The sequence below is a fragment of the Streptomyces sp. NPDC000348 genome, assembly GCF_042898795.1.
Classification (GTDB): Bacteria; Actinomycetota; Actinomycetes; order Streptomycetales; family Streptomycetaceae; genus Streptomyces.
The window spans coordinates 1-20,604 of record NZ_JBIAZD010000017.1 but is presented as its reverse complement, the minus strand read 5'-3'; the positions used below and the strand labels follow the sequence as shown (position 1 = coordinate 20,604).

At 73.4% G+C, this 20,604-nt stretch carries 20 protein-coding genes and 1 tRNA gene; 12 read left to right on the top strand and 9 right to left on the bottom strand.

The window, feature by feature from the left end; translation table 11 throughout:
- Positions 1–115 precede the first annotated feature (115 nt).
- On the top strand, positions 116–1,189 hold the full coding sequence (locus ACFY3N_RS27835) for a peptidoglycan-binding protein (RefSeq protein ID WP_390819495.1): 1,074 nt from the start codon (positions 116–118) through the stop codon (positions 1,187–1,189).
- 20 nt (positions 1,190–1,209) lie between these two features.
- On the opposite strand, the gene ACFY3N_RS27830 is transcribed toward ACFY3N_RS27835, so the two are convergent.
- Complete coding sequence (locus ACFY3N_RS27830) at positions 1,210–1,872, bottom strand: HAD-IA family hydrolase (protein WP_390819494.1); 663 nt, start codon at positions 1,870–1,872, stop codon at positions 1,210–1,212.
- Positions 1,873–2,078: 206 nt separating this feature from the next.
- Positions 2,079–2,660 carry a TMEM165/GDT1 family protein gene (locus ACFY3N_RS27825; protein ID WP_390819493.1) on the bottom strand — a complete coding sequence of 194 codons (582 nt, stop codon included), beginning with the start codon at positions 2,658–2,660 and terminating at the stop codon, positions 2,079–2,081.
- Positions 2,661–3,064: 404 nt separating this feature from the next.
- Here ACFY3N_RS27825 and ACFY3N_RS27820 point away from each other — a divergent pair, with 404 nt between their 5' ends.
- The 4 genes from ACFY3N_RS27820 to ACFY3N_RS27805 all read left to right on the top strand — a co-directional run bounded on the left by ACFY3N_RS27820 (position 3,065) and on the right by ACFY3N_RS27805 (position 7,005).
- Positions 3,065–3,709, top strand: coding sequence for an HNH endonuclease family protein (locus tag ACFY3N_RS27820; protein ID WP_390819492.1), 645 nt, complete (start codon positions 3,065–3,067; stop codon positions 3,707–3,709).
- 79 nt (positions 3,710–3,788) lie between these two features.
- Complete coding sequence (locus ACFY3N_RS27815; RefSeq protein ID WP_390819491.1) at positions 3,789–5,435, top strand: alkaline phosphatase D family protein; 1,647 nt, start codon at positions 3,789–3,791, stop codon at positions 5,433–5,435.
- Positions 5,436–5,678: 243 nt separating this feature from the next.
- On the top strand, positions 5,679–6,131 hold the full coding sequence (locus ACFY3N_RS27810) for a DoxX family protein (RefSeq protein ID WP_390819490.1): 453 nt from the start codon (positions 5,679–5,681) through the stop codon (positions 6,129–6,131).
- Positions 6,132–6,405: 274 nt separating this feature from the next.
- Positions 6,406–7,005 (top strand): DedA family protein, encoded by a 600-nt coding sequence (locus tag ACFY3N_RS27805; protein WP_390819489.1) that lies wholly within the window; start codon positions 6,406–6,408, stop codon positions 7,003–7,005.
- A gap of 306 nt (positions 7,006–7,311) precedes the next feature.
- Here the strand turns inward: ACFY3N_RS27805 and ACFY3N_RS27800 are convergent, their stop codons facing one another.
- Positions 7,312–7,545, bottom strand: a complete 234-nt coding sequence (locus tag ACFY3N_RS27800) for a DUF2277 domain-containing protein (protein ID WP_390819488.1) — start codon at positions 7,543–7,545, stop codon at positions 7,312–7,314.
- A gap of 109 nt (positions 7,546–7,654) precedes the next feature.
- On the opposite strand from ACFY3N_RS27800, the gene ACFY3N_RS27795 reads away from it, so the two are divergent.
- On the top strand, positions 7,655–7,996 hold the full coding sequence (locus tag ACFY3N_RS27795) for a hypothetical protein (protein ID WP_390819487.1): 342 nt from the start codon (positions 7,655–7,657) through the stop codon (positions 7,994–7,996).
- Between the two features lie 66 nt (positions 7,997–8,062).
- Here the strand turns inward: ACFY3N_RS27795 and ACFY3N_RS27790 are convergent.
- Positions 8,063–8,134, bottom strand: a tRNA-Val gene (locus tag ACFY3N_RS27790).
- Between the two features lie 83 nt (positions 8,135–8,217).
- Between ACFY3N_RS27790 and tnpB the strand changes: the two genes are divergently transcribed.
- From tnpB to ACFY3N_RS27765, 5 genes are all read left to right on the top strand, one after another.
- Positions 8,218–9,621, top strand: coding sequence for an IS607 family element RNA-guided endonuclease TnpB (gene tnpB, locus ACFY3N_RS27785; RefSeq protein WP_390819486.1), 1,404 nt, complete (start codon positions 8,218–8,220; stop codon positions 9,619–9,621).
- 145 nt (positions 9,622–9,766) lie between these two features.
- Positions 9,767–10,582, top strand: a complete 816-nt coding sequence (locus ACFY3N_RS27780) for a DUF4097 family beta strand repeat-containing protein (RefSeq protein WP_390819485.1) — start codon at positions 9,767–9,769, stop codon at positions 10,580–10,582.
- 74 nt (positions 10,583–10,656) lie between these two features.
- Entirely contained in the window at positions 10,657–12,096 is a 1,440-nt protein-coding gene (locus tag ACFY3N_RS27775; protein ID WP_390819484.1) for a hypothetical protein, read from the top strand.
- A gap of 37 nt (positions 12,097–12,133) precedes the next feature.
- Entirely contained in the window at positions 12,134–12,355 is a 222-nt protein-coding gene (locus ACFY3N_RS27770; protein WP_390819483.1) for a zinc ribbon domain-containing protein, read from the top strand.
- A 463-nt stretch (positions 12,356–12,818) separates the two neighbouring features.
- On the top strand, positions 12,819–13,583 hold the full coding sequence (locus ACFY3N_RS27765; RefSeq protein ID WP_390819482.1) for a DedA family protein: 765 nt from the start codon (positions 12,819–12,821) through the stop codon (positions 13,581–13,583).
- A 33-nt stretch (positions 13,584–13,616) separates the two neighbouring features.
- Here the strand turns inward: ACFY3N_RS27765 and ACFY3N_RS27760 are convergent, their stop codons facing one another.
- Genes ACFY3N_RS27760 through ACFY3N_RS27750 form a run of 3 tightly spaced genes read right to left on the bottom strand, consistent with a single transcriptional unit; the run spans position 13,617 to position 18,291 of the window.
- Positions 13,617–14,429 carry an HAD family hydrolase gene (locus ACFY3N_RS27760; RefSeq protein ID WP_390819481.1) on the bottom strand — a complete coding sequence of 271 codons (813 nt, stop codon included), beginning with the start codon at positions 14,427–14,429 and terminating at the stop codon, positions 13,617–13,619.
- The gene (locus tag ACFY3N_RS27755; protein ID WP_390819631.1) at positions 14,429–17,095 is read right to left on the bottom strand and encodes a phosphoribosyltransferase; all 2,667 of its coding nucleotides are present in this window, start codon (positions 17,093–17,095) and stop codon (positions 14,429–14,431) included. Before ACFY3N_RS27755 ends, ACFY3N_RS27760 begins: the two co-directional genes overlap by 1 nt.
- A 29-nt stretch (positions 17,096–17,124) precedes the next feature.
- A complete protein-coding gene (locus tag ACFY3N_RS27750) occupies positions 17,125–18,291 on the bottom strand; it encodes an HpcH/HpaI aldolase/citrate lyase family protein (protein ID WP_390819480.1) in 1,167 nt (388 codons plus the stop codon).
- Between the two features lie 171 nt (positions 18,292–18,462).
- Between ACFY3N_RS27750 and ACFY3N_RS27745 the strand changes: the two genes are divergently transcribed.
- A complete protein-coding gene (locus ACFY3N_RS27745; protein ID WP_390819479.1) occupies positions 18,463–19,404 on the top strand; it encodes a TerD family protein in 942 nt (313 codons plus the stop codon).
- Between the two features lie 30 nt (positions 19,405–19,434).
- On the opposite strand, the gene ACFY3N_RS27740 is transcribed toward ACFY3N_RS27745, so the two are convergent.
- Together ACFY3N_RS27740 and ACFY3N_RS27735 are read right to left on the bottom strand one after the other, a co-directional pair.
- Entirely contained in the window at positions 19,435–20,172 is a 738-nt protein-coding gene (locus tag ACFY3N_RS27740; RefSeq protein ID WP_390819478.1) for a Tellurium resistance, read from the bottom strand.
- Between the two features lie 127 nt (positions 20,173–20,299).
- Positions 20,300–20,604: DUF475 domain-containing protein (locus ACFY3N_RS27735; RefSeq protein WP_390819477.1), on the bottom strand; the 305-nt coding region annotated here is incomplete at its 5' end.

The window sequence follows — 20,604 nt, the reverse complement described above, 5'->3', positions numbered from 1 at the left end:
TGACCCGTTATGGCCTGTCGACTCCTTCCGGAAGTCCACATTCCGGGGGCGCCCGGACCGGACTGTGAAGAAGATCTGCATAATCTCTGGAGTTCACGAGGGGAGGGACGAACACGTGGAACGGCCGAACGGACACCCGTGCCCGGAGTGCGGTGCGCCCAGGAACGACGACAACACGCCGTCGTGCGCCTGCACCCTGCGCGCCTCCGACGCCCTTCGCGACGCCCGTACGGCGGAGGCCGCCGCCGCGGAGGACTTCGATCCGCTGCGCATACGGCCCTACGTCGAGCTGGACGGCGGGACCGGGCGGAGTACGCCGGACGGAGCGGCGGAGGCGGCCGGCGCACCGGAGACGCCCGCGGCCCCGGGGACGCCGGACGCGACGATGCCGCTGCGCGCCGTCCCGCCGGAGGCTGCGCCCGGCGCGGCGGACCCGACGTCCGCCCTCCCGACGCCGCTGGCCCCCGGGACGGCCCGGCCGAACGCCACCGATCTGCACCTGTTCGACACCACGCGGCCCCTCGCGGCCGTCCCCGCCGCGCCCGGTCCGGCCGGCGCCGACGGGGCCCCGCCGCGCCGGCGCCGCCGCGGGGCGCTGTTCGCGGTCGCCGGGGCCGTGGTCGCCGTGGTGGGGGCGGCGGGGTGGGCGAGCGGGATGTTCTCCTACGAGACGCCGTCCCGGGACGGCGCGGCGCCCGAGGACGTCAGGGCGAGCGTCCCGGACGTGTCGTCCGCCCCGCCCTCCACGGAGGAGCCGACGGCCGGTGCGTCCTCCGCCGCGCCGTCGCCGTCCGCCTCCGCTTCGGACTCGCCGTCGGCGAGCGCGAGCACGTCGGCCCCGCCGTCACCGTCGGCGTCCACCGCCCCGGCGAGCCCGTCGGAGTCCGCCGAGCCGTCCTCGACCCCGACGGCCACGGCGTCGACCGGCTCCGCCGAGGACACGGAGGAGGACGGCGGCGAGGACACCGGCGCGGTGCTGCGCCGCGGCGACCGCGGCCCGGAGGTCACCGAGCTCCAGCTGCGCCTGCGCCAGCTGTACCTCTACAACGACGACGTCAACGGCCAGTTCAACCACCGCGTGGAGGAGTCCCTGCGCAACTACCAGTGGTCCCGGGGCCTCCAGTCCGAACTGGGCGTGTACGGCGCGCAGACGCGGGCCCGCCTGGAGACGGAGACCCGGGAACCCTGAGGGTCCGAGGCCCCCGCGGGCTACTGCGTGATGTGCAGGCGGAGGGTGCCGTCGGCGGCCGCCTCCACCCGTACCCGGGTCAGGTCCCGTACGAGCGCGTCCGGGCGGTGGAAGCCGGCCCGGGGGCCGATGCCCACGACCCGCATCCCGGCCGCGCGGCCCGCGGCGATGCCCGCGCCGGAGTCCTCGAAGACCACGCAGTCGGCCGGGTCGACGCCGAGTTCCGCCGCCCCCTTCAGGAAGCCCTCGGGGTCGGGCTTGCTCGCGCCGACGGACTCCGCCGTCACCCGCACGTCGGGCTGCTCCAGCCCGGCGGCGGCCATCCGCGCCGTCGACAGGGCGACGTCGGCGGAGGTCACGAGCGCGTGCGGCAGCCCCTTCAGGGAGGCGAGGAACGCGCGGGCGCCCGGCACCTCGACGACGCCCTCGGTGTCCGCGGTCTCCTCGGCGAGCATGCGGGCGTTGTCGGCGTGGTTCTGCTCCATCGGCCGGTGGGGCAGCAGCAGGGCCATCGAGGCGTATCCCTGGCGCCCGTGCACGACCTTCATGACCTCGTCGCCGTCGAGCCCGTTGCGGTCGGCCCAGCGCCGCCAGACGCGCTCGACGGAGGCGTCCGAGTTGACGAGGGTGCCGTCCATGTCCAGCAGGAGGGCGCGGGCGGTGAGTACGGCGGTGGCCGTCATCGGCAGCTCCAAGGCGCGGAGGAGAGGGCTCCGGGGTGGCGGCCCGGGGGAACAGAGTGACCCCGCCCGCCGGTCAGGGAAAACGGGCGGGAGCCACTTTGTTCATCCACGGTACAAAACAAACCCGGTGTCCCGCCACCGTCTTCGCCGACCGTTCACCGACACTTCGGCCCGCCGTCGCCGCGCGGGGCCCGCGCGGCGGGGCGTCAGCCGGTGACCGCCTCCCACAGGCTCCACACGCCCAGGCCCAGCATCAGCAGCGCCGCGATCTGCGTGATCAGCTTGAGCGGGACCCGCTTCATCAGCGCCTTTCCGCCGACGATGCCGAGCCCGGCCACCGACCACAGGGCGAGCACCGCACCCAGGCCGACGGAGAGCGGGTCGTCGTAGCGGGCGGCGAGGTTGGCCGTCATGATCTGCGTCAGATCGCCGAACTCGGCGACCAGGATCAGCATGAATCCGGCCCCCGAGACCTTCCAGAAGGACTGGTTCTCCGGCTTGCGGATCTCCTCCTCGTCCTCGTCCTTCTTCATCAGCAGCATCGCCGCGCCGCCCAGGAAGAGCACACCCGTGATCGCGTGCACGATCTGCTGCGGCAGCAGCGTGAGCACGCTTCCGGCCGCCACCGCGAGCGCGACGTGGAGCGCGAAGGCGGCGGCGACACCGGCGAAGACGTAGGAGGCCCGGTAGCGGGTGCCGAGGACGAGGCCGGCGAGCGCGGTCTTGTCCGGGAGTTCGGCGAGGAAGACGACGCCGAAGACGACGGCCGTCACGGTCAGGCTGATCAACGGTTCCTCAATCGGTCGGGACTGCCCCGCCGAGAGTGCTGCGCGCTTCCACGGGACACCTCGGCACGGCAGCACACACGGCGCCCGTGCCGTACGGCACGGGCGTGCACTGCTTGCCGAAGGTCTCGCTGGCCGACCCCGTGTCACGAGGTCCGCCTCCGGGCGCCGGCTCAGGCGTGCTGAGCAGTGTGTCGACGGTCCGGCGAAGAGCTACTCCCCTTCTGCGCCGCCCATGGTACGCGAGGCCCGCGCCGGCCGTCACGCGCGGAAACGTCACGCCCGAACCGTAGACGTGTCATGAACACGTCACTAACTTCTTACCGGATCCACCCTTCCCGGCAACACGGCGTGGCGAGCATTCCCCTGCCCGCACGCCAACGGCCCCACCCGACAAGGGAGTTCGCATGTCGAAGTTCTACGCGCGTCGACGGCTCAGCATAGTCGCGGCGTTCACCGGACTCATAGCCTCCGTCGGCCTGTTCAACGGACCGGCCGCCTCCGCCGCCCTCCCCACCCCGGTCAGCGCCGCCACGGCCCGCGGCTACCTCGCCGCCCTCACCGTCGCCACCGAGGACCGCACCGGCTACAGCCGCGACCTCTTCCCGCACTGGATCACGCAGTCCGGCACCTGCAACACCCGCGAGACCGTCCTCAAGCGCGACGGCTCGGGCGTCGTCACCGACTCCTCCTGCGCCGCCACCAGCGGCAGCTGGTACTCCCCGTACGACGGCGCCACCTGGTCGGCCGCCTCCGACGTCGACATCGACCACCTCGTACCGCTCGCCGAGGCCTGGGACTCCGGCGCCGACTCCTGGTCCACCTCGCGGCGCCAGTCCTTCGCCAACGACCTGACCCGCCCGCAGCTCCTCGCCGTCACGGACGACGTCAACCAGTCCAAGGGCGACCAGGACCCGGCCACCTGGATGCCGTCGCGCACGGCCTACCACTGCACCTACGTCCGCGCCTGGGTCCAGGTGAAGTACTACTACGGCCTGTCGGTCGACTCGGCCGAGAAGTCCGCCCTGCAGAGCCGCCTCGCGAGCTGCTGAACCGACCGCCGGGCGCGTACGTCTCCCCGGTGACCTCCGTCGCTGCGTACCGTACGGAGCGACGGAGGAAGGGGGCACCATGGCCGGACTGCGGCTCGGACCGCTGCTGAGGTACGTCGACGGCTCGTCCGCCACCCTCTGGGTGGAGACCGGCCGCCCGGGCACCGTGGAGGTGCGCTGCGCGGACGGGACCGGCGGGACGGCCGGCACCTTCCGGATCGCGGGCCACCATTACGCGCTCGTCCACGTCACCGGTCTCACCCCGGGGACGGCCACCCCGTACGAGGTCTTCCTGGACGACACCCGGGTGTGGCCGCCGGCCGAGGACCCCTTCCCGTCGCTCCCGCCGTCCGTCATCCCCACCCCGGACCCGGACGGCCGGGTGCGCGTCGCGTTCGGCTCCTGCCGCTGGGCCTCGCCGCCCACCGGGGAGCCCGACCCGGTGGGCCCCGACGCCCTGTCCGCCCTGGCGGAGCGCATCGCCGCCGAACCGGACGGCGAACGGCCCGACGTCCTGCTGCTCCTCGGCGACCAGGTGTACGCCGACGAGACCTCCGACGCCACGCGCGAGTGGCTCGCCGCCCGCCGCGACCTGGACGACCCCCCGGGCAGCCAGGTGGCGGACTACGAGGAGTACACCCACCTCTACTACGAGTCCTGGCTCGACCCGCAGGTGCGCTGGCTGCTGTCCACCGTGCCCACCTGCATGATCTTCGACGACCACGACGTGATCGACGACTGGAACACCTCCGCCTCCTGGATCGAGGACATGCGCGCCACGCCGTGGTGGCGGGAGCGGGTGCTCAGCGGCCTGATGTCGTACTGGGTGTACCAGCACCTGGGCAACCTCTCCCCCGCCGAGGTCGAGGCCGACCCGCTGTACGCGTCCGTCCGGGCGGCCGACGACGGCACCGAAGCGCTGCGCGCCTTCGCCTCCCGGGCCGAGGCGGACGCGGCCACCGTGCGCTGGAGCTACCGGCGCGACTTCGGCCGGGTGCGCCTGGTGATGGTGGACAGCCGCGCGGCCCGCGTCCTGGAGGAGGGCCGGCGCTCCATGCTCGACCGGGCCGAGGCCGACTGGCTGCGCGAACAGGCCCTGGACGGGCGCGGTTCCTACGACCACCTGCTCATCGGCACGTCCCTGCCCTGGCTGCTGCCCCACCTGGTGCACGACGTCGAGGCGTGGAGTTCCGCGCTGTGCCGGGGCGACCGGGGCACCCGCTGGGCGCGGCTCGGGGAGAGGCTGCGGCGCGGGGCGGACCTGGAGCACTGGGCGGCCTTCCCGGAGTCGTTCGACGAGCTGGCGGAGCTGATCGCCGAGGCCGGTACGGGACCGGAGGCCCCGGCGACGGTGTGCGTGCTCTCCGGGGACGTCCATCACGCCTATGTCGCCGAGCCGAGCTGGCCGGACGGCACCGGGCCGGACTCCCGGGTGGTGCAGCTGACCTGCTCGCCCGTCCACAACTCCATCCCGCTGTCGATGCGGCTCGGCTTCCGCGTGGGCTGGGGCGGCGCCGCCCGGCTCCTCGGCCGCCTGTTCGCGCGGCACGGCCGCCTCGGTCCGCCGCCGGTCACCTGGCGCAAGACGGGCGGCCCCTGGTTCGGCAACCAGCTCATGACGCTGACCACCCAGGGGCGTTCGGCGGTGCTGCGGCTGGAGCACGCGCAGGAGGAGCAGGCCGGAACGCGCCTCAGGAGCGTGACGGAGACCCGGCTGAGCCGGTGAACCTGTGAGCCCGCTGTGCACCGTGGTGCGAATCCGGTCACCTCGCGGGCCACGGAGGCGGGGGCGGGCGCCCCCTTGACCGGCGGGAGCGGGCGCCCGAACGGCCAAGCGGAGGTGAACCCGTGGCCAAATGTTGAACTTGCAAGTATCGATTAGGGACACCTAACGTGGGTGGTCGACTCGGTTCCGTCCCCCCGGACCGGCCCCGCCCGGGGGCCGGCCTGACCGAAGGAGACCCCCCACATGACCGGACGCCTCAACAGCGCCCAGCCGTATGTCCTCGGCCTGTTCCGCATCGTCGTCGGACTGCTCTTCGCCTGCCACGGCGCCGTTTCCCTGTTCGGCCTGCTCGGCGGCGCGGACGGCAACGGCGGCACCGTCGAGACCGGCGCCTGGCCCGGCTGGTACGCGGCCGTGATCGAACTCGTCGGCGGCACCCTGGTCCTGCTCGGCCTCGGCACCCGCGCCGCCGCGTTCGTCTCGTCCGGCGCGATGGCCTACGCGTACTTCAAGGTCCACCAGCCCGAGGCCCTGTGGCCGATAGAGAACAACGGCGAGGGCGCGGCCCTGTACTGCTGGGCCATGTTCCTGCTGGTGTTCACCGGCTCCGGAGCCTTCGGCCTGGACCGCCTGTTCACCAGGCGCTCGTCGGCGAACGGCGAACGGCAGGCGGAACGGACCCCGGTGACGGCCTGACCGTCTCCCGCCGGGCCCTTCCGGGCCCCACGGGCGCCCTCCCCCGGACGGCGCACGGGTGTCCTCCCCGCACGACGGGGAGGACACCCTTCCCCCGTGCGCGGGGGAAGGGAAGGGGAACACCGGGTGCTGAACACACGAACCCCCCGTGACCTTTCCGCCACTCACCGGGCGTACGCTGTATGGCTGTCATCGGCCACTCCTGCCACTCCTGCCGCTCCCCCCGCGACAGCGCGGTACGGCGCGGCCCGCGGGGGAGCCACGGGGAGTTCGGGTGGAGAGTCTGGGGTCGCTGGTCGGCAGCCCGTGGATCTACGGGGTGGTGGCCCTCTCGGTCCTGCTCGACGTGTTCGTGCCGGTCCTGCCGAGCGGGTTACTGGTGATCACCGCGGCCACGGCGGCGGCCGCGGGCACGGCGACCGACGTGCCCGACATCCTGGTGCTGACGCTGTGCGCCGCCACCGCCTCCGTCCTGGGCGACCTGGCGGCCTACCGCCTCGCCTGGCGCGGCGGCGCCCGTCTGGACCGGGCGATGGCCCGTTCGCGGCGGCTCAGGAGCGCGCAGGAACGTCTCGGCGCGGCACTCGCCCGGGGCGGCGCCCTGGTCGTCCTCGCCCGCTTCGCGCCGGCCGGGCGCTCGGTGGTCTCCCTCGGCGCCGGCGCCGCGCGCCACCGCGCCCGCGACTTCCTCCCCTGGTCCGCCCTGGCGGGGCTGTCCTGGGCCGCGTACAGCGTGGCCCTCGGCTACTTCGGCGCCCACTGGCTGGGGGCGACCTGGCTGGCCACGGCGGTGTCGGTGGGCGCGCTGTTCGCGGCGGGGGCGGGCGCGGGGTACCTGATGCGCCGCCGGCCACAGCCTTCGGAGGCCTCCTAGGTCCCGCGGGACCCCGGGACTCCGCGCGGAGTCCCGAAGCCGGGAACGACCGGGCCGACCGGGGATGTTGCGCGGCCCGGCGCCTGCCGGGCGCCTCCCCCGTCGCCCGCCCTCCCCCTCCGCTCCCGCCCTTCCCCCTCCGCTCCCGGCTTCTCCCCCGCGCTCGGCTTCTCCCCCGCGCTCGGCTTCGCTCGGGCGGGAGGGACCCCATGAGCGGGGACCCCATCGCCCTGGAGGGTGACTCCCCGGCCTTCGAGGCACGGGCGGAAGGCGACGACCGCCCGCGGTCACGGCGCCCGGAGGACGCTATCCCGCCGTCCGCCGCGCCGCGTTCCCGCGCACCTCCAGCCCGTCCAGCAGCTCGGCCGTCGCCTCGGCGACCGCGTCCACCGCCCGGTCGAACGCCTCGCGGTTGTGGGCGGCCGGCGCGCGGAAGCCGGACACCTTCCTCACGTACTGCAGGGCGGCGGCCCGGATCTCCTCCTCCGTGGCCTCCTCGGGCAGTACGGGCGGGCGCAGGGTCTTGATGCTCCGGCACATGCCCCCAGTCTGGCGCGCGGAGCCCGGGGAGGGCCACGAACGGGTGAATCACGGGTGGAGACCGCTGAGCGACTCGCCACTCAAAATCGAACAGGCGTATCATTGGGTCGTGGCTGCGACCTATGACTTTCCGAGTGACCTCCTCGCCGGTCAGGAGGAACTGCATCAGGTCCGGGCCGAGTTGTCGGCCCTGCTGAAGCGGCTCCCCTGGTCGGTCGAACCCCTCGACGGGTTCAGCGACGACAACGGCTGGCGCAAGATCGAGCGCCCCGCCTCGCCCGGCTGGACCGCCGACGAACAGGCCGAGGTGGAGAAGCTGAGACAACGGGAGCACGAGCTCGCGGTGTTCGTCAGCACCCACCGCCACTGGGCCGGACTCGCCGGCGCCGACCGCGTGCACGCCCGCTCCCGGCTGAAGCACGCCCACGAGGACACCGAGGAGCCCTCGTAGGAGGGAAGGACCGGGGAGGCACACGAGAAGGGCCCCCGGAGCGACTCCGGAGGCCCTGTGTCCCGGTGGGCGCGGACGGTTTCGAACCGCCGACATCCTGCTTGTAAGGCAGGCGCTCTACCCCTGAGCTACGCACCCGGGACCCGGGCGGTGCGCCCAGGTCGAGTCGACAGCCTACATGGCCGGGGCATGGACCGGCACACCCCTACCGGTCACCGAGGGTGAACAATAGTCTCATTCCTTATCAGTGGGCGGTGCGGCATGTACTGGCAAGTTGGTCACAGCGTGCGGCGGAGGAGACCTACGGCATCTACGAAGTAGAGCGTGTTCCGTGGCGGTCGTGGTCGCTGCCTTCGTTGCGGAAGGCGTTCAACGAGGCCAAGCACACCGACCCGTTCCTGCGCCAGTGGTGGGCGCAGAACTCCAAGGAGGCCTACAACACCGGCCTCGCGAACGCTGCCGCAGCGTTCGACAACTACGCCAGGTCCCGGCGCGGCAAGCGCAAGGGCGCCCGAATGGGTAGGCCCCGCTTGAAGTCGAAGCGGAAGGCCCGTTTGGCGTGCAGGTTCACCACCGGCACCATCCGTCTCGATGACCGGCGGCATATTGTCCTGCCCCGCCTCGGCCGGATCCGCCTCCACGAGGACGCCCAGCCTCTCGTGGACGCGATCAGCGAGGGCGGGATGCGGATTCTGTCGGTGACGGTGCGGTTCGAGCGGGGCCGCTGGTTCGCGGTCCTGCAGACCGAGGAACGCCGCACCATCACCCCTGCCACCCGGTCCGGCACGGCGGTCGGGATCGACCTCGGCGTGAAGACGCTCCTCGTCATGGCGGACTCGACCGGCGAAGTCCGCGAAGTCGCCAACCCCAAGCACTACGACCAAGCCCTCACGCAGCTTCGGAAGGCATCTCGGACCGTTTCCCGCCGCCGCGGCCCAAACCGGCGCAACGGACAGGCACCGTCCCGCCGCTGGGAGAAAGCCGACGCGGTCCGCAACCGGGTGCACCACCGGGTGGCGAACCTGCGGGAGAACCATCTCCACCAGGCCACCGCGCGTATCCCTGCCGAGTACGGCACCGTCGTGGTCGAGGACCTCAACGTCAAAGGCATGGTCCGCAACCGGCGTCTGTCCCGCCGTATCTCCGACGCGGCGTTCGGGGAACTGCGGCGCCAGCTCACCTACGAGACCCAGCGCCACGGTGGACGTCTGATCGTCGCCGACCGCTGGATGCCCTCCTCGAAGACCTGCTCCCGCTGCGGTGTGGTGAAAGCCAAGCTGCCCCTCGGCGTGCGTGTCTTCGAGTGCGACGCCTGCGGATTCGTCCTGGACCGGGACGCAAACGCAGGCCACAACCTGGCCGCCCTCGCGGCGACCAACCGTGAAACGGGTACCGGAGTGGCCGGAGACCCGGGCCCCACCCTGGCGGTGGTGCCGAAGCCTCGTGGAGCCGAGCAGAAGACCCGCACCGCCCGAACCCGCAAGGGGACGGGCACGCGGGCGGCCGGCGCAACACCCCGCCAGGGGACGGAAACGAGAGATCGTCGACAGGACACCGGACACGAGCAACTCGCGCTCTGGCGAAACCGTCACGAACCTTCCGGGCGGAAACACCCTGAATGCTGAGAGTCACTGAGACTCAGAGCAACGGATATCCCCACCCCGGATCCACCAGCCACCCGGATCCCCCTGCGGGCTCCCCGTCCGTACGGTCGAGGAGCGCTCGGACACCGCCGGAGAGCGCCACCGTCCGTCCCAGGGGGAGACCGCCATGACCCGCACCACCCGCACCACCCGCACCACCGGTTCCGCTTCCGGCGCCCGTGCCGTGTGGAGCCGCGCCCTCGCCCTCGCCGGGGCCACCGCGGTGATCGTCGCGGGCGTGGGCGCCTGCGGGGCGTCGGCCTCCGACGACGACGATCCCGACCGCCGCTCCTTCGACCTGCCCGGCACCACCCTCACCGTCGACTCCGACGAATCCGCCCTGGAGATCGTCGCCTCGGACGCGAACGCCCCGGGCCGGATCGAGGTCACCCGGTGGTTCCAGGGCACCGTCGCCATCGGCTCGGACCCGAAGGTCACCTGGTCCATGGACGGCGACCGGCTGGTCCTGCGGGAGAAGTGCTCGGGGGTCGTCGCCGACTGCTCGACCAAGCACCGCATCGAGGTGCCCCGCGGGGTCTCCGTCAAGGTCGAGGGGGAGGACGGCAGCGTGCGGGCACGGGGCTTCCGCGACGCGCTGAGCATCCGCACGACGGACGGTTCGGTCCGGGTCACGGACTCCACCGGGCCGCTGGAACTGCGCACCGGTGACGGGTCCATACGCGCGCAGGTCTCCTCCCGTACGGTGCGCACCCGCAGCGGTGACGGCTCGGTCCGCCTCGAACTGGCCGCCGTACCCGACCTGGTGGACTCCCGCAGCGGCGACGGTTCCCTGACGATCGACCTGCCGCGGGCCTCCTACCGCGTGGACACCGGGACCGGTGACGGCGCCGAGGACGTGTCCGTGCCCCGCGACGACTCCAGCTCCCACGCGGTGACCGCGCGCACCGGCGACGGCAGACTCACCGTCCGCACGGCGAACTGACCGGCCCGTGTCTTCGTCCTTCACCGGTGGGAGAATGACATCGGGCCGGGCGAACGACAGTACGGGAGAGGGATGTGACGGCGACACCAGCGCAGCCGTACTCGCCGTCGGAGCCGCGCGTGCCCCGCACGCGTCGTGCCGTGCCCCCTCTTCCTCCTCTTCCCCCTCGGCCGGGTGCCCGCCGGGCCCCCGGCGGGCTGCGGGACGTGCTCGCCCTCGTGGGGCTGCCGCTGGCCGCGGCGCTGGTGCTGCCCGCCGCGTTCGCCGGGGGCGGGACGCGGCGCTGGTTCGGCGGGCGGGCCGAGAGCCAGCGGGCCGAGGCGCAGGCCGCCAAGGACGCGGCGGCGGCCGCCTTCTACGAACTCGACACCGCCCAGCGCGACCTGCGGATCTCCATCGAGACGATCACCGCTGTCGACGCCTCCCCCGCCGCCCGCCGTGCCGTCGCCGACTTCGAGGCGCTCGGCCGGCGCATCGACGAGGCCAGCCACCGGTACATCAGCGCCGTCGACGCCCACGACCTGGACCGCGACGACCTGGAGGCCTCGGCCGCCGCCCAGGCCCGCGACCGGCTGACCGCCGCCAAGGACGAACTCGGCCGGGTCAGGCAGGAGCTGGACCGGTTCGCCGACGGGCTCGGCCCCCTCCTCGGCAAGGCCGAGACCCAGCTCGCCCGGCTCGCGCCCGCCGTCGAACGCGCCCGGCAGACACTGCTCGCCGCCTCGAACGCCCTCGACACCGCACGCGGATCGGGCCTGAGGGCCGACGACCTCGCCGCCCGGCTCGCCGCCCTCTCCCCGGAACTGACCAAGCTGAACCAGGGCGCGGGACAGCACGGCGTGCCGGGGACCCTGGAGCGGGCCGAACGGGTCACGCGCGAGGCCGAGGCGGTCCGCGTCGAAGCCGGACGGCTGCCGGAGCGGGCCGCCGAGATCGACCACCGGCTGGTCTCCCTGCGCACCCGCGCCCAGGCCCTCACCACCCGCTCCGAACAGGTCGAACCCGTCCTCAGCGAACTGCGCCGGCGCTTCACCGCCGCCTGCTGGCAGGACCTGCAGCACGTCCCCGACGTCGCCTCGGAGAACGTGGGCCGGGCGGAGGCGAGACTCGCCGAGGCCCGGGCGGCCCGCGAGGAGCAGCGCTGGGCGGACGCCACCGCCCTGCTGTCGACCGCGCGGGCGCTGCTGAACACGACCGACGAGGCGGTCTCGGCCGCCGGCGACCGGCTGCGGCGGCTGAACGCGGTACAGAAGGACCCCGGACAGGAGATCGAACGCACCCGCTTCGCCATCCGGGACGCCCAACGACTGGCCATGGCCGGCCGCCACACCCCCGACCCGCGCCACGCCCGCCCCCTGGACGACGCCGTGGCCCGTCTGGAGCGGGCCGTCGCCGGACTGGAGGGCCGCCATCCCGACTACTGGCACTTCCTGACGGAGACGGAGGAGGTGCGGGCGACGGTGAGCCGTGTGGTGGCCGGGATCCGGGAGGAACGCGGCGGCGGCGCCCACTGACCGTCCCGGCACCGGCCGCGCCGGTTAACCTGGGCCCATGCCTCGCTACGAGTACCGCTGCCGGACCTGCGGCGACACCTTCGAACTGAGCCGCCCCATGGCGGAGTCCTCCGCGCCCGCCGCCTGCCCGGCGGGTCACGACGACACGGTCAAGCTCCTCTCCACGGTCGCGGTGGCCGGTGGCGCCGCGGCCCCGGCCCCCCGTGCGGGCGGCGGTGGCGGTGGCGGCGGCTGCTGCGGTGGCGGCTGCTGCGGCTGACCCCCGCCGGAGGCCACGGCGCCGGAGACCGGCCGCCGGGGCGGCGCGGCACCGCGAGCGCCCCGCGCGGACAGCCCCCGCCCCCGGCCGGCCCGAACTCGCCCAAGATCGCGCCGGTGTGTCTTCCCACCGCGCCCCGCGCGACGGCGGCGGCCTCGGTGCGCCCCCGCGCCGTCCCGGCCGGCACCGCCCGCTCCCGCGCGGTGGGACGGGCGAGCGGGCCATGACGAGCAGGAGGAGCAGGCGCCGGCCGGGACGGTGCGGAGCAGCTCGGCGACGGCCGCGGTGGCGCCCCCTCCCTCAGCCCCACCGCGCACCGCGCCATGTCTCGCACGATCGCGGGGCCGGCCGGACGCGGCCATGCGGACACCCTGCGGAGAACCGCACGCGCGGACGCTGAGTGCCGCGGCGCGCGCGGCTTTCCTCAGCCTTCCTTCAGCTCCGGTTTCCTAGCGTGGCGGGCATGACAGCCATCGCAGCGCACACGATCACGGCGGCAGCGGACGGCAGTGCCGGACCGCAGTGGGTCAACGACCTCATGGACGCCCTGGGCGCCCCCGGGGCCGGTCTCGCCATCGCGCTGGAGAACCTCTTCCCTCCCATACCCAGCGAGGTGATCCTCCCCCTGGCGGGGTTCGCCGCGAGCAGTGGGCGGATGAGCCTGCTCGCCGCGCTGCTGTGGACCACCGCCGGCTCGGTGATCGGCGCGCTCGCGCTGTACGGGGTGGGCGCGCTGCTCGGCCGGGACCGGACGGTGGCGATAGCGGAGCGGCTGCCGCTGGTGAAGGTCGCGGACATCGAGAAGACGGAGGCGTGGTTCCTGCGGCACGGGCCGAAGGCGGTGTTCTTCGGCCGGATGATTCCGCTCTTCCGGAGTTTCATCTCGGTGCCGGCCGGTGTGGAGCGCATGCGGCTGCCGCTGTTCCTCGGTCTGACCACGCTGGGCAGCGCGGTCTGGAACACCGCGTTCGTGCTCGCGGGGTATGTGCTGGGGGACAACTGGGAGCAGGTGTCGACCGTCGTCTCGGCGTACTCGAAGGTGGTCCTCGGCGTGGCCGCGCTGGCGCTGCTGGCGTTCGTGGTCCTGCGGCTGCTGCGCTCGGGCGCCGGCCGGCGGCGGCGGGACGGGCGGGCGGACACGGGACATCCGCACCCGCCGCGCTCCGGGGACGGTCACGGCGACGGGTACGACTCCGCCGACACCGTGGTCCTGCGCCGCCACCGCTGACGCCCGGCCGCACGATCGCGGAGCCGTACGGCCTCACCGGGGTGAGCGCACCGCCCGCAGGAACTCGCGCAGGATGCGCTCACCGGCCAGGACGCCCCGCTCGGGGAGGGCACTGATCGCGGGGGCCGTCCAGTCGGCGTCGGCGAGTTCGCCGTGACCGGGGCGCCAGCCCCGGTCCACGGCGAGGAGCAGGTCGGCGTCGAGGAGGGAGTCGCCGGCGGCGAGGGTGAGCTCGGCGCCGGTGCGGCGGGCGACCTCGCGCATGGCCGCGCTCTTGGTGAGGGGCTTGGGGACGGCGTAGATCTTGCGGCCCTGGAGGGACACGGTCCAGCCGCGGTTCTCCGCCCACTCCCCGAGTTCCTTCACCCACTCCTCGCGCAGCAGTTCCCGCTCGACGACGAGGTAGGCGAAGAGGTCCTCGGCGACCCGGTGCTTGCGCACCCAGACCGGGTCGGCGGTCCGCAGCAGGTGGTCCTGCACCTCGGACAGCGGGGCGCACTCGTCGGCCAGGCGGGCGAGCACCCGGGCGTGCCAGTCCTGGTCGGACACGCCGTCGACGAGGAGGTGCCCGCCGTTGGCGCAGATCGCGTAGGTCGGCGGCGGGCCGGGGAGGTTGATGCGCTGGTACTGCTTGCGCGTGCGGGTCGTCGTCGGCACGAAGACGGCGGCGTCGCCGAGGTCGGTGAGGAGCCGGGCCGCCGTCTCCGTCATGTAGGACAGGGGCTTGCTCTCGTGGACCTCCACGCACAGCAGACGGGGCGCCCGCGCGTCCGGCATGGTCAGGGCGAGGGCGGCGGCGGAGTAGATGAGCGTGCGGTCGAGGTCGCTGGCGACGATGACGGGCATCAGCCGGTCACCGCCTTGCCGTCGGCGCCGGTGGCGCCGCGGGTGTAGCGGGGGTGGATCAGCCCGACGCAGGTGTAGGGGAGTCCGTGGACCTCTTCGACGGGGACGCCCCGCTGCCGCGCGAGGAGGCGTACGTGGTCGAGGTCGCGGCCGGCTCCGGCCCGGGCGAGCACCTTCCAGGGCACCCGGCGCAGCAGCACCCGGGTGGTCTCGCCGACGCCGGGCTTGACGAGGTTCACGTCGTGGATGCCGTACTCCTCGCTGATGCGTTCGACCGCCGCCCAGCCCTCCCAGGTGGGGGTGCGGTCGGTGGAGAGCAGTTCCTTGGCCTGGGCGCAGGCCGCGTCGGTGACCTCCGGGAAGCGGGCGGACACGGCGTCCAGGAAGGCCACCGAGAGGTCCGCGCCGGCGAGTTCGCGGTAGAACTTGGCGCCGTGGAAGTCGTGCGGGCCGACCAGGTCGGCGCGGAGCACGGTGCGTGAGATCAGGCCGGACACCGTGGAGTTGAGGCAGGCGGAGGGGATCAGGTAGTCCTCGCGGGTGCCGTAGGTGCGGACGCAGGAGCCGGGGTCGGCCAGGACCGCGATCTCCGGGTCGAAGCCGGTGACACCCTCGGTCTTCTCGAACTCCTCGATGGCCTGGGCGAGTTCGCGGGTGATGGCGCCCTTGCCGGTCCACCCGTCGACGAAGACCACGTCCCGGGGGTCGTGGTGGGCGGCCAGCCAGCGCAGCGCGTTGGCGTCGATGCCCCGGCCGCGGACGATCGAGACGGCGTAGTGCGGGAGGTCGAGACGGTGGCGGTGCTGCGCCCAGCGGCGCATCAGGATGCCCACGGGGGTGCCGGCGCGGGCCAGCGAGACGAGCACCGGATGAGGGGACCGCTCGGCGAGCACGGTCTCGGTGACCACGCCCACCGCGTGGGCCAGGCGGGCCGCCGACTCGTCCAGGGCCGCGTGGAACAGCTCCTGGTACTGCTCGCTCGGCTGGTACTCCACGGGCAGCGACTCCGCGTAGTGGGCGCCGCCGCTCTGGATGGCCTCCTCGCGCTCCTCGGTCGGCGCCTCCAGCGTCACGTCCGAGAGGTCCTGGAGCAGCCAGCCGACCTCCTCGGGCGCGTACGAGGAGAAGGCGGGGCCTCTGAGGGGGTCGGGCAGCATGGTGGCGGGCCTTTCGGGGGCGTCCGGTCGGGCGTCCTGGGGAGCGGTGTCCTGCGGGGCGGGCACGTACGACGGTACGACCGCGAGGAGGACCCGCGGGGTGTGCGCGGCGAGCCGGGCGAGCAGGCCGCCGGGCGCGTGCAGTGCGGGGGTGTCGGCGGCCGAGTCGACGACGGCGACGACGGCGTCGAAGCCGCCGCCGGCGACGTTGTAGGCGTAGCGCTCGCCGGGGCCGTCGGCGGGGTCGTCGTGGGCGGGGAAGACCAGGCGGGTGCGTATCGCGTAGCCGGGGTCGTCGACGGCGAGGACGGGCGAGCGGGTGGTGGTGGAGAAGCGCACGTCGGCGCAGGTCCGCTCCAGCTCGGCGGCGAGCCGGAGCGGGGTGTACATCAGTTCCTCGAAGCCGAGGACCAGGACGCGGCGCGCGCCGTCGGGGAGTGCCGCCGCGAGGCGGGCCGTCATGTCGGGGAGCGCGCGTTCGAGGCGGGCCCGGTGCGCGGGGGTGAAGCCGTGGCGTCCGCCGTCGGGGAGGCCGTCCGGCCAGCGCAGGTCCACCCGCGTGGCGCGGCCGGGCTCGTCGGCCGGGTGCGGGCCGGATGCGGCTGGTCGCGCCCACGCGGCGGTGGCCGCGGATTCGACTGCGTCCCGCGCCCCCGGAGGGTGAGTCCGGGCACCGGCTTCAAGGCTCGGGGTAAGGGCATCTCCCTCAAGGGGCGCGGGGAACTGCGCGGCCGGCCCCGACGCGGCCGCGGACGACCGGTCACCCTTCGTGGCACCCTCGTACCGCGCCACCAGCTCCTGTCCCTTCTCCAGGACACCGTCCGGCAGCCGCACCGTGCCCGACGCGGTGGTCACCAGGTCGATGCGCGCCCCGATCTCGCGGGCGAACCCGTCCAGGCGGCCGGCGTCGGCGGGCGACCTCATGTCGACGAGGGCGACCACGACGTACCGCTCCCGCGGATACCGCGCGTGAAGGTCCCGGACGGTGTTCAGCACCGTGTTCCCCGTGGAGAACTCGTCGTCGACCAGGACCAGCGGGCCGTCCCCGGCCAGCAGGGACGGGTCCTCCGGGAGCAGCAGGTGGGACGTGGCGTGGGAGTGGGACTCCTCGAAGCCGCCGGCCGTGGCGGTCCCCGCGACCGGGCGGCGGGTGGAGTGCAGGTAGGGGGCGGCGCCCAGGCCGTCGGCGACGCAATGGCCGAGACCGGTCGCGGTCTCGGCGTAGCCGAGGACGACCGCGCCGTCCGCCTCGCCGCCCAGCAGCTCGCGCACCCGGCGGCCGAGCGCCACGCCGTGGCCGTACACGACGGACGGGGACTGGGGGACGTGCTTGCCGAGGACGTTGGACACCAGCAGGTGGGCCCGCTTGGGGTTGCGGCGCAGGGCCAGTCCCAGCAGGCCGGGCAGGCTCTCGTCCCCGGCCAGCTCGACGCCGAGCCGCTCCGTGACCCAGCTGCCGGACCACACGTCCTCGCCGGTCCGCGTTCCGTGACGCACCGGGCGGCGCATCCCGTCGTTCACGGTCTTCTCCGTCCCGGTCACTCGCCCAGGCCCGCCGCGAGCAGTTCCACGAAGCCGATGTCCTCGTTGGCGACGCCGAAGGCCTCGGCGCGCAGCAGCGTCCGTTCGGCCCAGGCGCGGTGGGGTTTCACCTCGTTCATCTTGTTCGTGTAGGCCGACCTGAGTACACCCCCGCCGCCGCGTTCCGGCCGGAGGATGTCCTGGGCGTCGCTGAACTCCTCGTGGCTGACGACGGACAGCGCGTGCACGGGGAGCACGTGCGAGGGGTGGATGCAGGTCTTGCCCAGCAGGCCGTTGGCCCGGTCGAGGGAGATCTCGCGCAGCAGGCCGTCCATGGCGTGTTCGATCAGCTTCTCGCGCAGCGCCACGGCCTGCACCTCGTGGAAGGGGCTCTGCCGCAGGAGTGGCTTGAACATGCGTTCCTGGACCCGGAAGTACTCCCAGACGGGTCCGGTCACGGTGAATCCGGTGCCGTCGGCCCGGGCCAGCATGTTCACCACGTCGGAGATGACGGAGGCGACGACCTGGACGTCGTACGCCGTCATGTCGGGGCCCCTGCGCAGCCCGTAGGAGGAGCAGAAGTCGGTCACGCCGAGGCGCAGGGCGAGCACGCGGTCGCGGTACTTGTCGACGGCGCGGAAGATGCCTTCGAGGGTCTCGACGCGGGACTCGCGGTAGAGCAGCTCGGGCGACTCCAGCACCGGCATGGCGAACAGCCGGTGGCCGCTCCCGGCCTCGGCGGTGGCCAGCGCCTCCAGGAACGGCAGGCCGCGTTCCGCGGTGAACTTCGGCAGTACGAAACCGGACAGCAGCGGGACGGCGGGGCCGAGGCGGCGGACGAGGTCGGGGATCTGTCCGGGGGTGCGGACCCGGATGAACAGCAGCGGCAGGTCCGCCCCGGGCCGCCCGGCCAGGTCCGTGAACTGCCGGACGAGGTTCTCCTCGCCGGCGGTCACCTCGGCGTCGTCGATGGAGTCCTCCAGGCACAGCACCATGGAGACCACGCCGCGTCCGCCCTGCTTGACGACGTCGTCGGCGAGCCGGGGCCGGGTCGCGGGGCTGTAGAGCGTGGCGCCGAGGGCCGCGGAGAGCAGCCGGGCCGGGGAATCGGGCGTGAACTCGCCGGGCTCCCGGTAGAAGAGACGTTTCCGCACCGCAGGGGCGAGGTGACCGAAATGACGCATAGAACTCCCCCGTGGCCTCTCTGGAATCTCGGGAATGTCGGAAGGTGGCCGGTAATAGTACGTAGGGATCCGTGTCGGCGGTTCCCGTGGGGCATGAACTTCAGGTAACCCCGCCGTGTCGACCCCAACCCCGCGTTGTCGTGACCAGGACGGAGAAGGCAGGATGACCGCATGACGCACGCGATGCCCAAGGGGTCGAACGTCCCTCTCGAGGCCACCACGGTACGTGCCGTGCTGCGCTGGTCGCCCGGGCAGGGGGTGCCGGACGTCGACGCCTCCGCGCTGCTCCTCGGTCCCGACGGTCGTGTGCGCTCCGACGAGGACTTCGTGTTCTACAACCAGCCGCGGCACCCCGCCGGGCAGGTGTGGCGGCTCGGCAAGAAGCGCGTCGCCGAGGGCCTGACCGACACGATCCAGACGGATCTCGCCGGTGTCGAGTCCGCCGTCGGCCGGATTCTGCTCGTCGCTTCGGCGGACGGCGTCACCTTCGACCGCGTACGGGACCTGCGCATCCTGCTGTACGACGCGCAGGCCGCCGACGGGGACGCGCTGGCGTATTTCGACGTCAAGCCGGAGACCGGCCAGGAGACCGCGCTGATCTGCGGTGAGCTGTACCGGCGCGGGGAGGGCTGGAAGTTCCGGGCGCTCGGCGAGGGCTATTCGAACGGGCTGAAGGGCCTGGCGACCGACTTCGGCATCTCGGTGGACGAGTCGGAGGCCGCGCAGGAGCCCGACGCCTCCGACGTCACCCAGCAGCCGCCCCCGACCGCGCAGGTGCCGGCCGCCGACCGGACCTCCTCCGAGGCCCTGACGCAGCCGCAGGCCCCGCTCGTCCCGCCGGCGCCCGAGGTGTCCCGGCCGCTGCCGCCCGAGCAGCCGGCGGGGGTGCCCGCCCAGCCCGCCTACGGCTACCCGCCGCAGCAGCCCGCGGCCACGCAGCCGGCCTACGGCTACCCGCACCCGACCGCCCAGCCCGCCTACGGCTATCCGCCGGCGCCCGCCACGGCCGCCCCGGGGGCGCCGTCCGGGTACGGCTTCCCGCCGCCGGCCACCGCCTCCCCCGACCCGGACTTCCGGCTTCCGCCGCAGGGGCCGCAGTTCATCGGACGCTGACGGAGCACCGCCCGCGTCATCGGGGGCTCCTCAGCGTCCGGCCTTCGTCTTGAAGCCCCTCCCCCACTGCAGCCCCCAGCCGTAGAGCCGGTCCAGCTCCGCCTGGAATCCGTAGACGAACTTCACCTCGCGGCGGACGAGGATCTCGTCCTTGACGTTCTCGATCATCACCACCGCGCAGGAGCGGGCCTGGGGGTGGCGTTCGTCGAGGCCGATCTCGATCCGCGGGCCGCTGCTGGGGTAGAGCGTGACCATGGCGTGCGTCCGGTCGAACGCGGGCGTCTGGTCGTAGATGTAGGCGAAGACCAGCAGGCGCCTGATGTTCTCGCGGTGGTCCAGGTTGATGTACATGGTCTCGCCCGAGCCCGACCCGAACCGGTCGTCACCGCTGAGCTTGACGTACGGCGGGGCGTTGACGTCGCCGAGGAGGCCGCCCAGGGGCTGGACCACGCCCTTGGTGCCGTCCTGGAGCTCGTACAGACAGCCGAGGTCGAGGTCGACGTCGACCATGGACTGGCTGTGGCCCATCACCTCCGGGGGCTTGAGCGCCTTCAGGGGGTGGCGCAGCAGGCTCTCCCGCTGGGAGCCGCCGAAGTCGGAGGTCCGCATCCGCCAGCTCAGGTTGACCCGCAGGTGGCCGGTGGCCGCGCCCTGTTTGGTCAGGGACACCTGACCGTGCCGTTTGGTCAGCTCGATGGCATTGCTGGCCGCGCTGCCCGAGTCGAAGGCGCTCTCACGTCCGCGCCACAGTCCGTCCAGGAAACCCATTCCCGCCCCAAGTCCAGTCGCCGAACCCCGCTCGGGCCGCCGGGACTCCCGGACGGCCGACGGGGCGGCCCCGAGGAGTGGTCCTCGGTGGCCGCCCCGTCGAGAGCGTTCCTCACCCGGAGGGCTGTCACACCCCGGAGGTGACCTCAGTCTTGTCGTCGGCGTTCCCCTCGGCCGCCGCGAGCCGCTTGTTGCGGCGGACGGAGGACCAGAAGGAGGCGCCGATGAGGATGACGCCGAGGGAGCCGGTGATGAGTTCGTGGATCTCGTACTGGATGGTGACGAGCAGGATCAGGGACAGGGCGCCGATGGCGTAGTGGGCGCCGTGCTCGAGGTAGACGTACTCGTCGAGGGTGCCCTGGCGGACCAGGTAGACGGTCAGGGACCGCACGTACATGGCGCCGATGCCCAGGCCGAGGGCCATCAGGACGA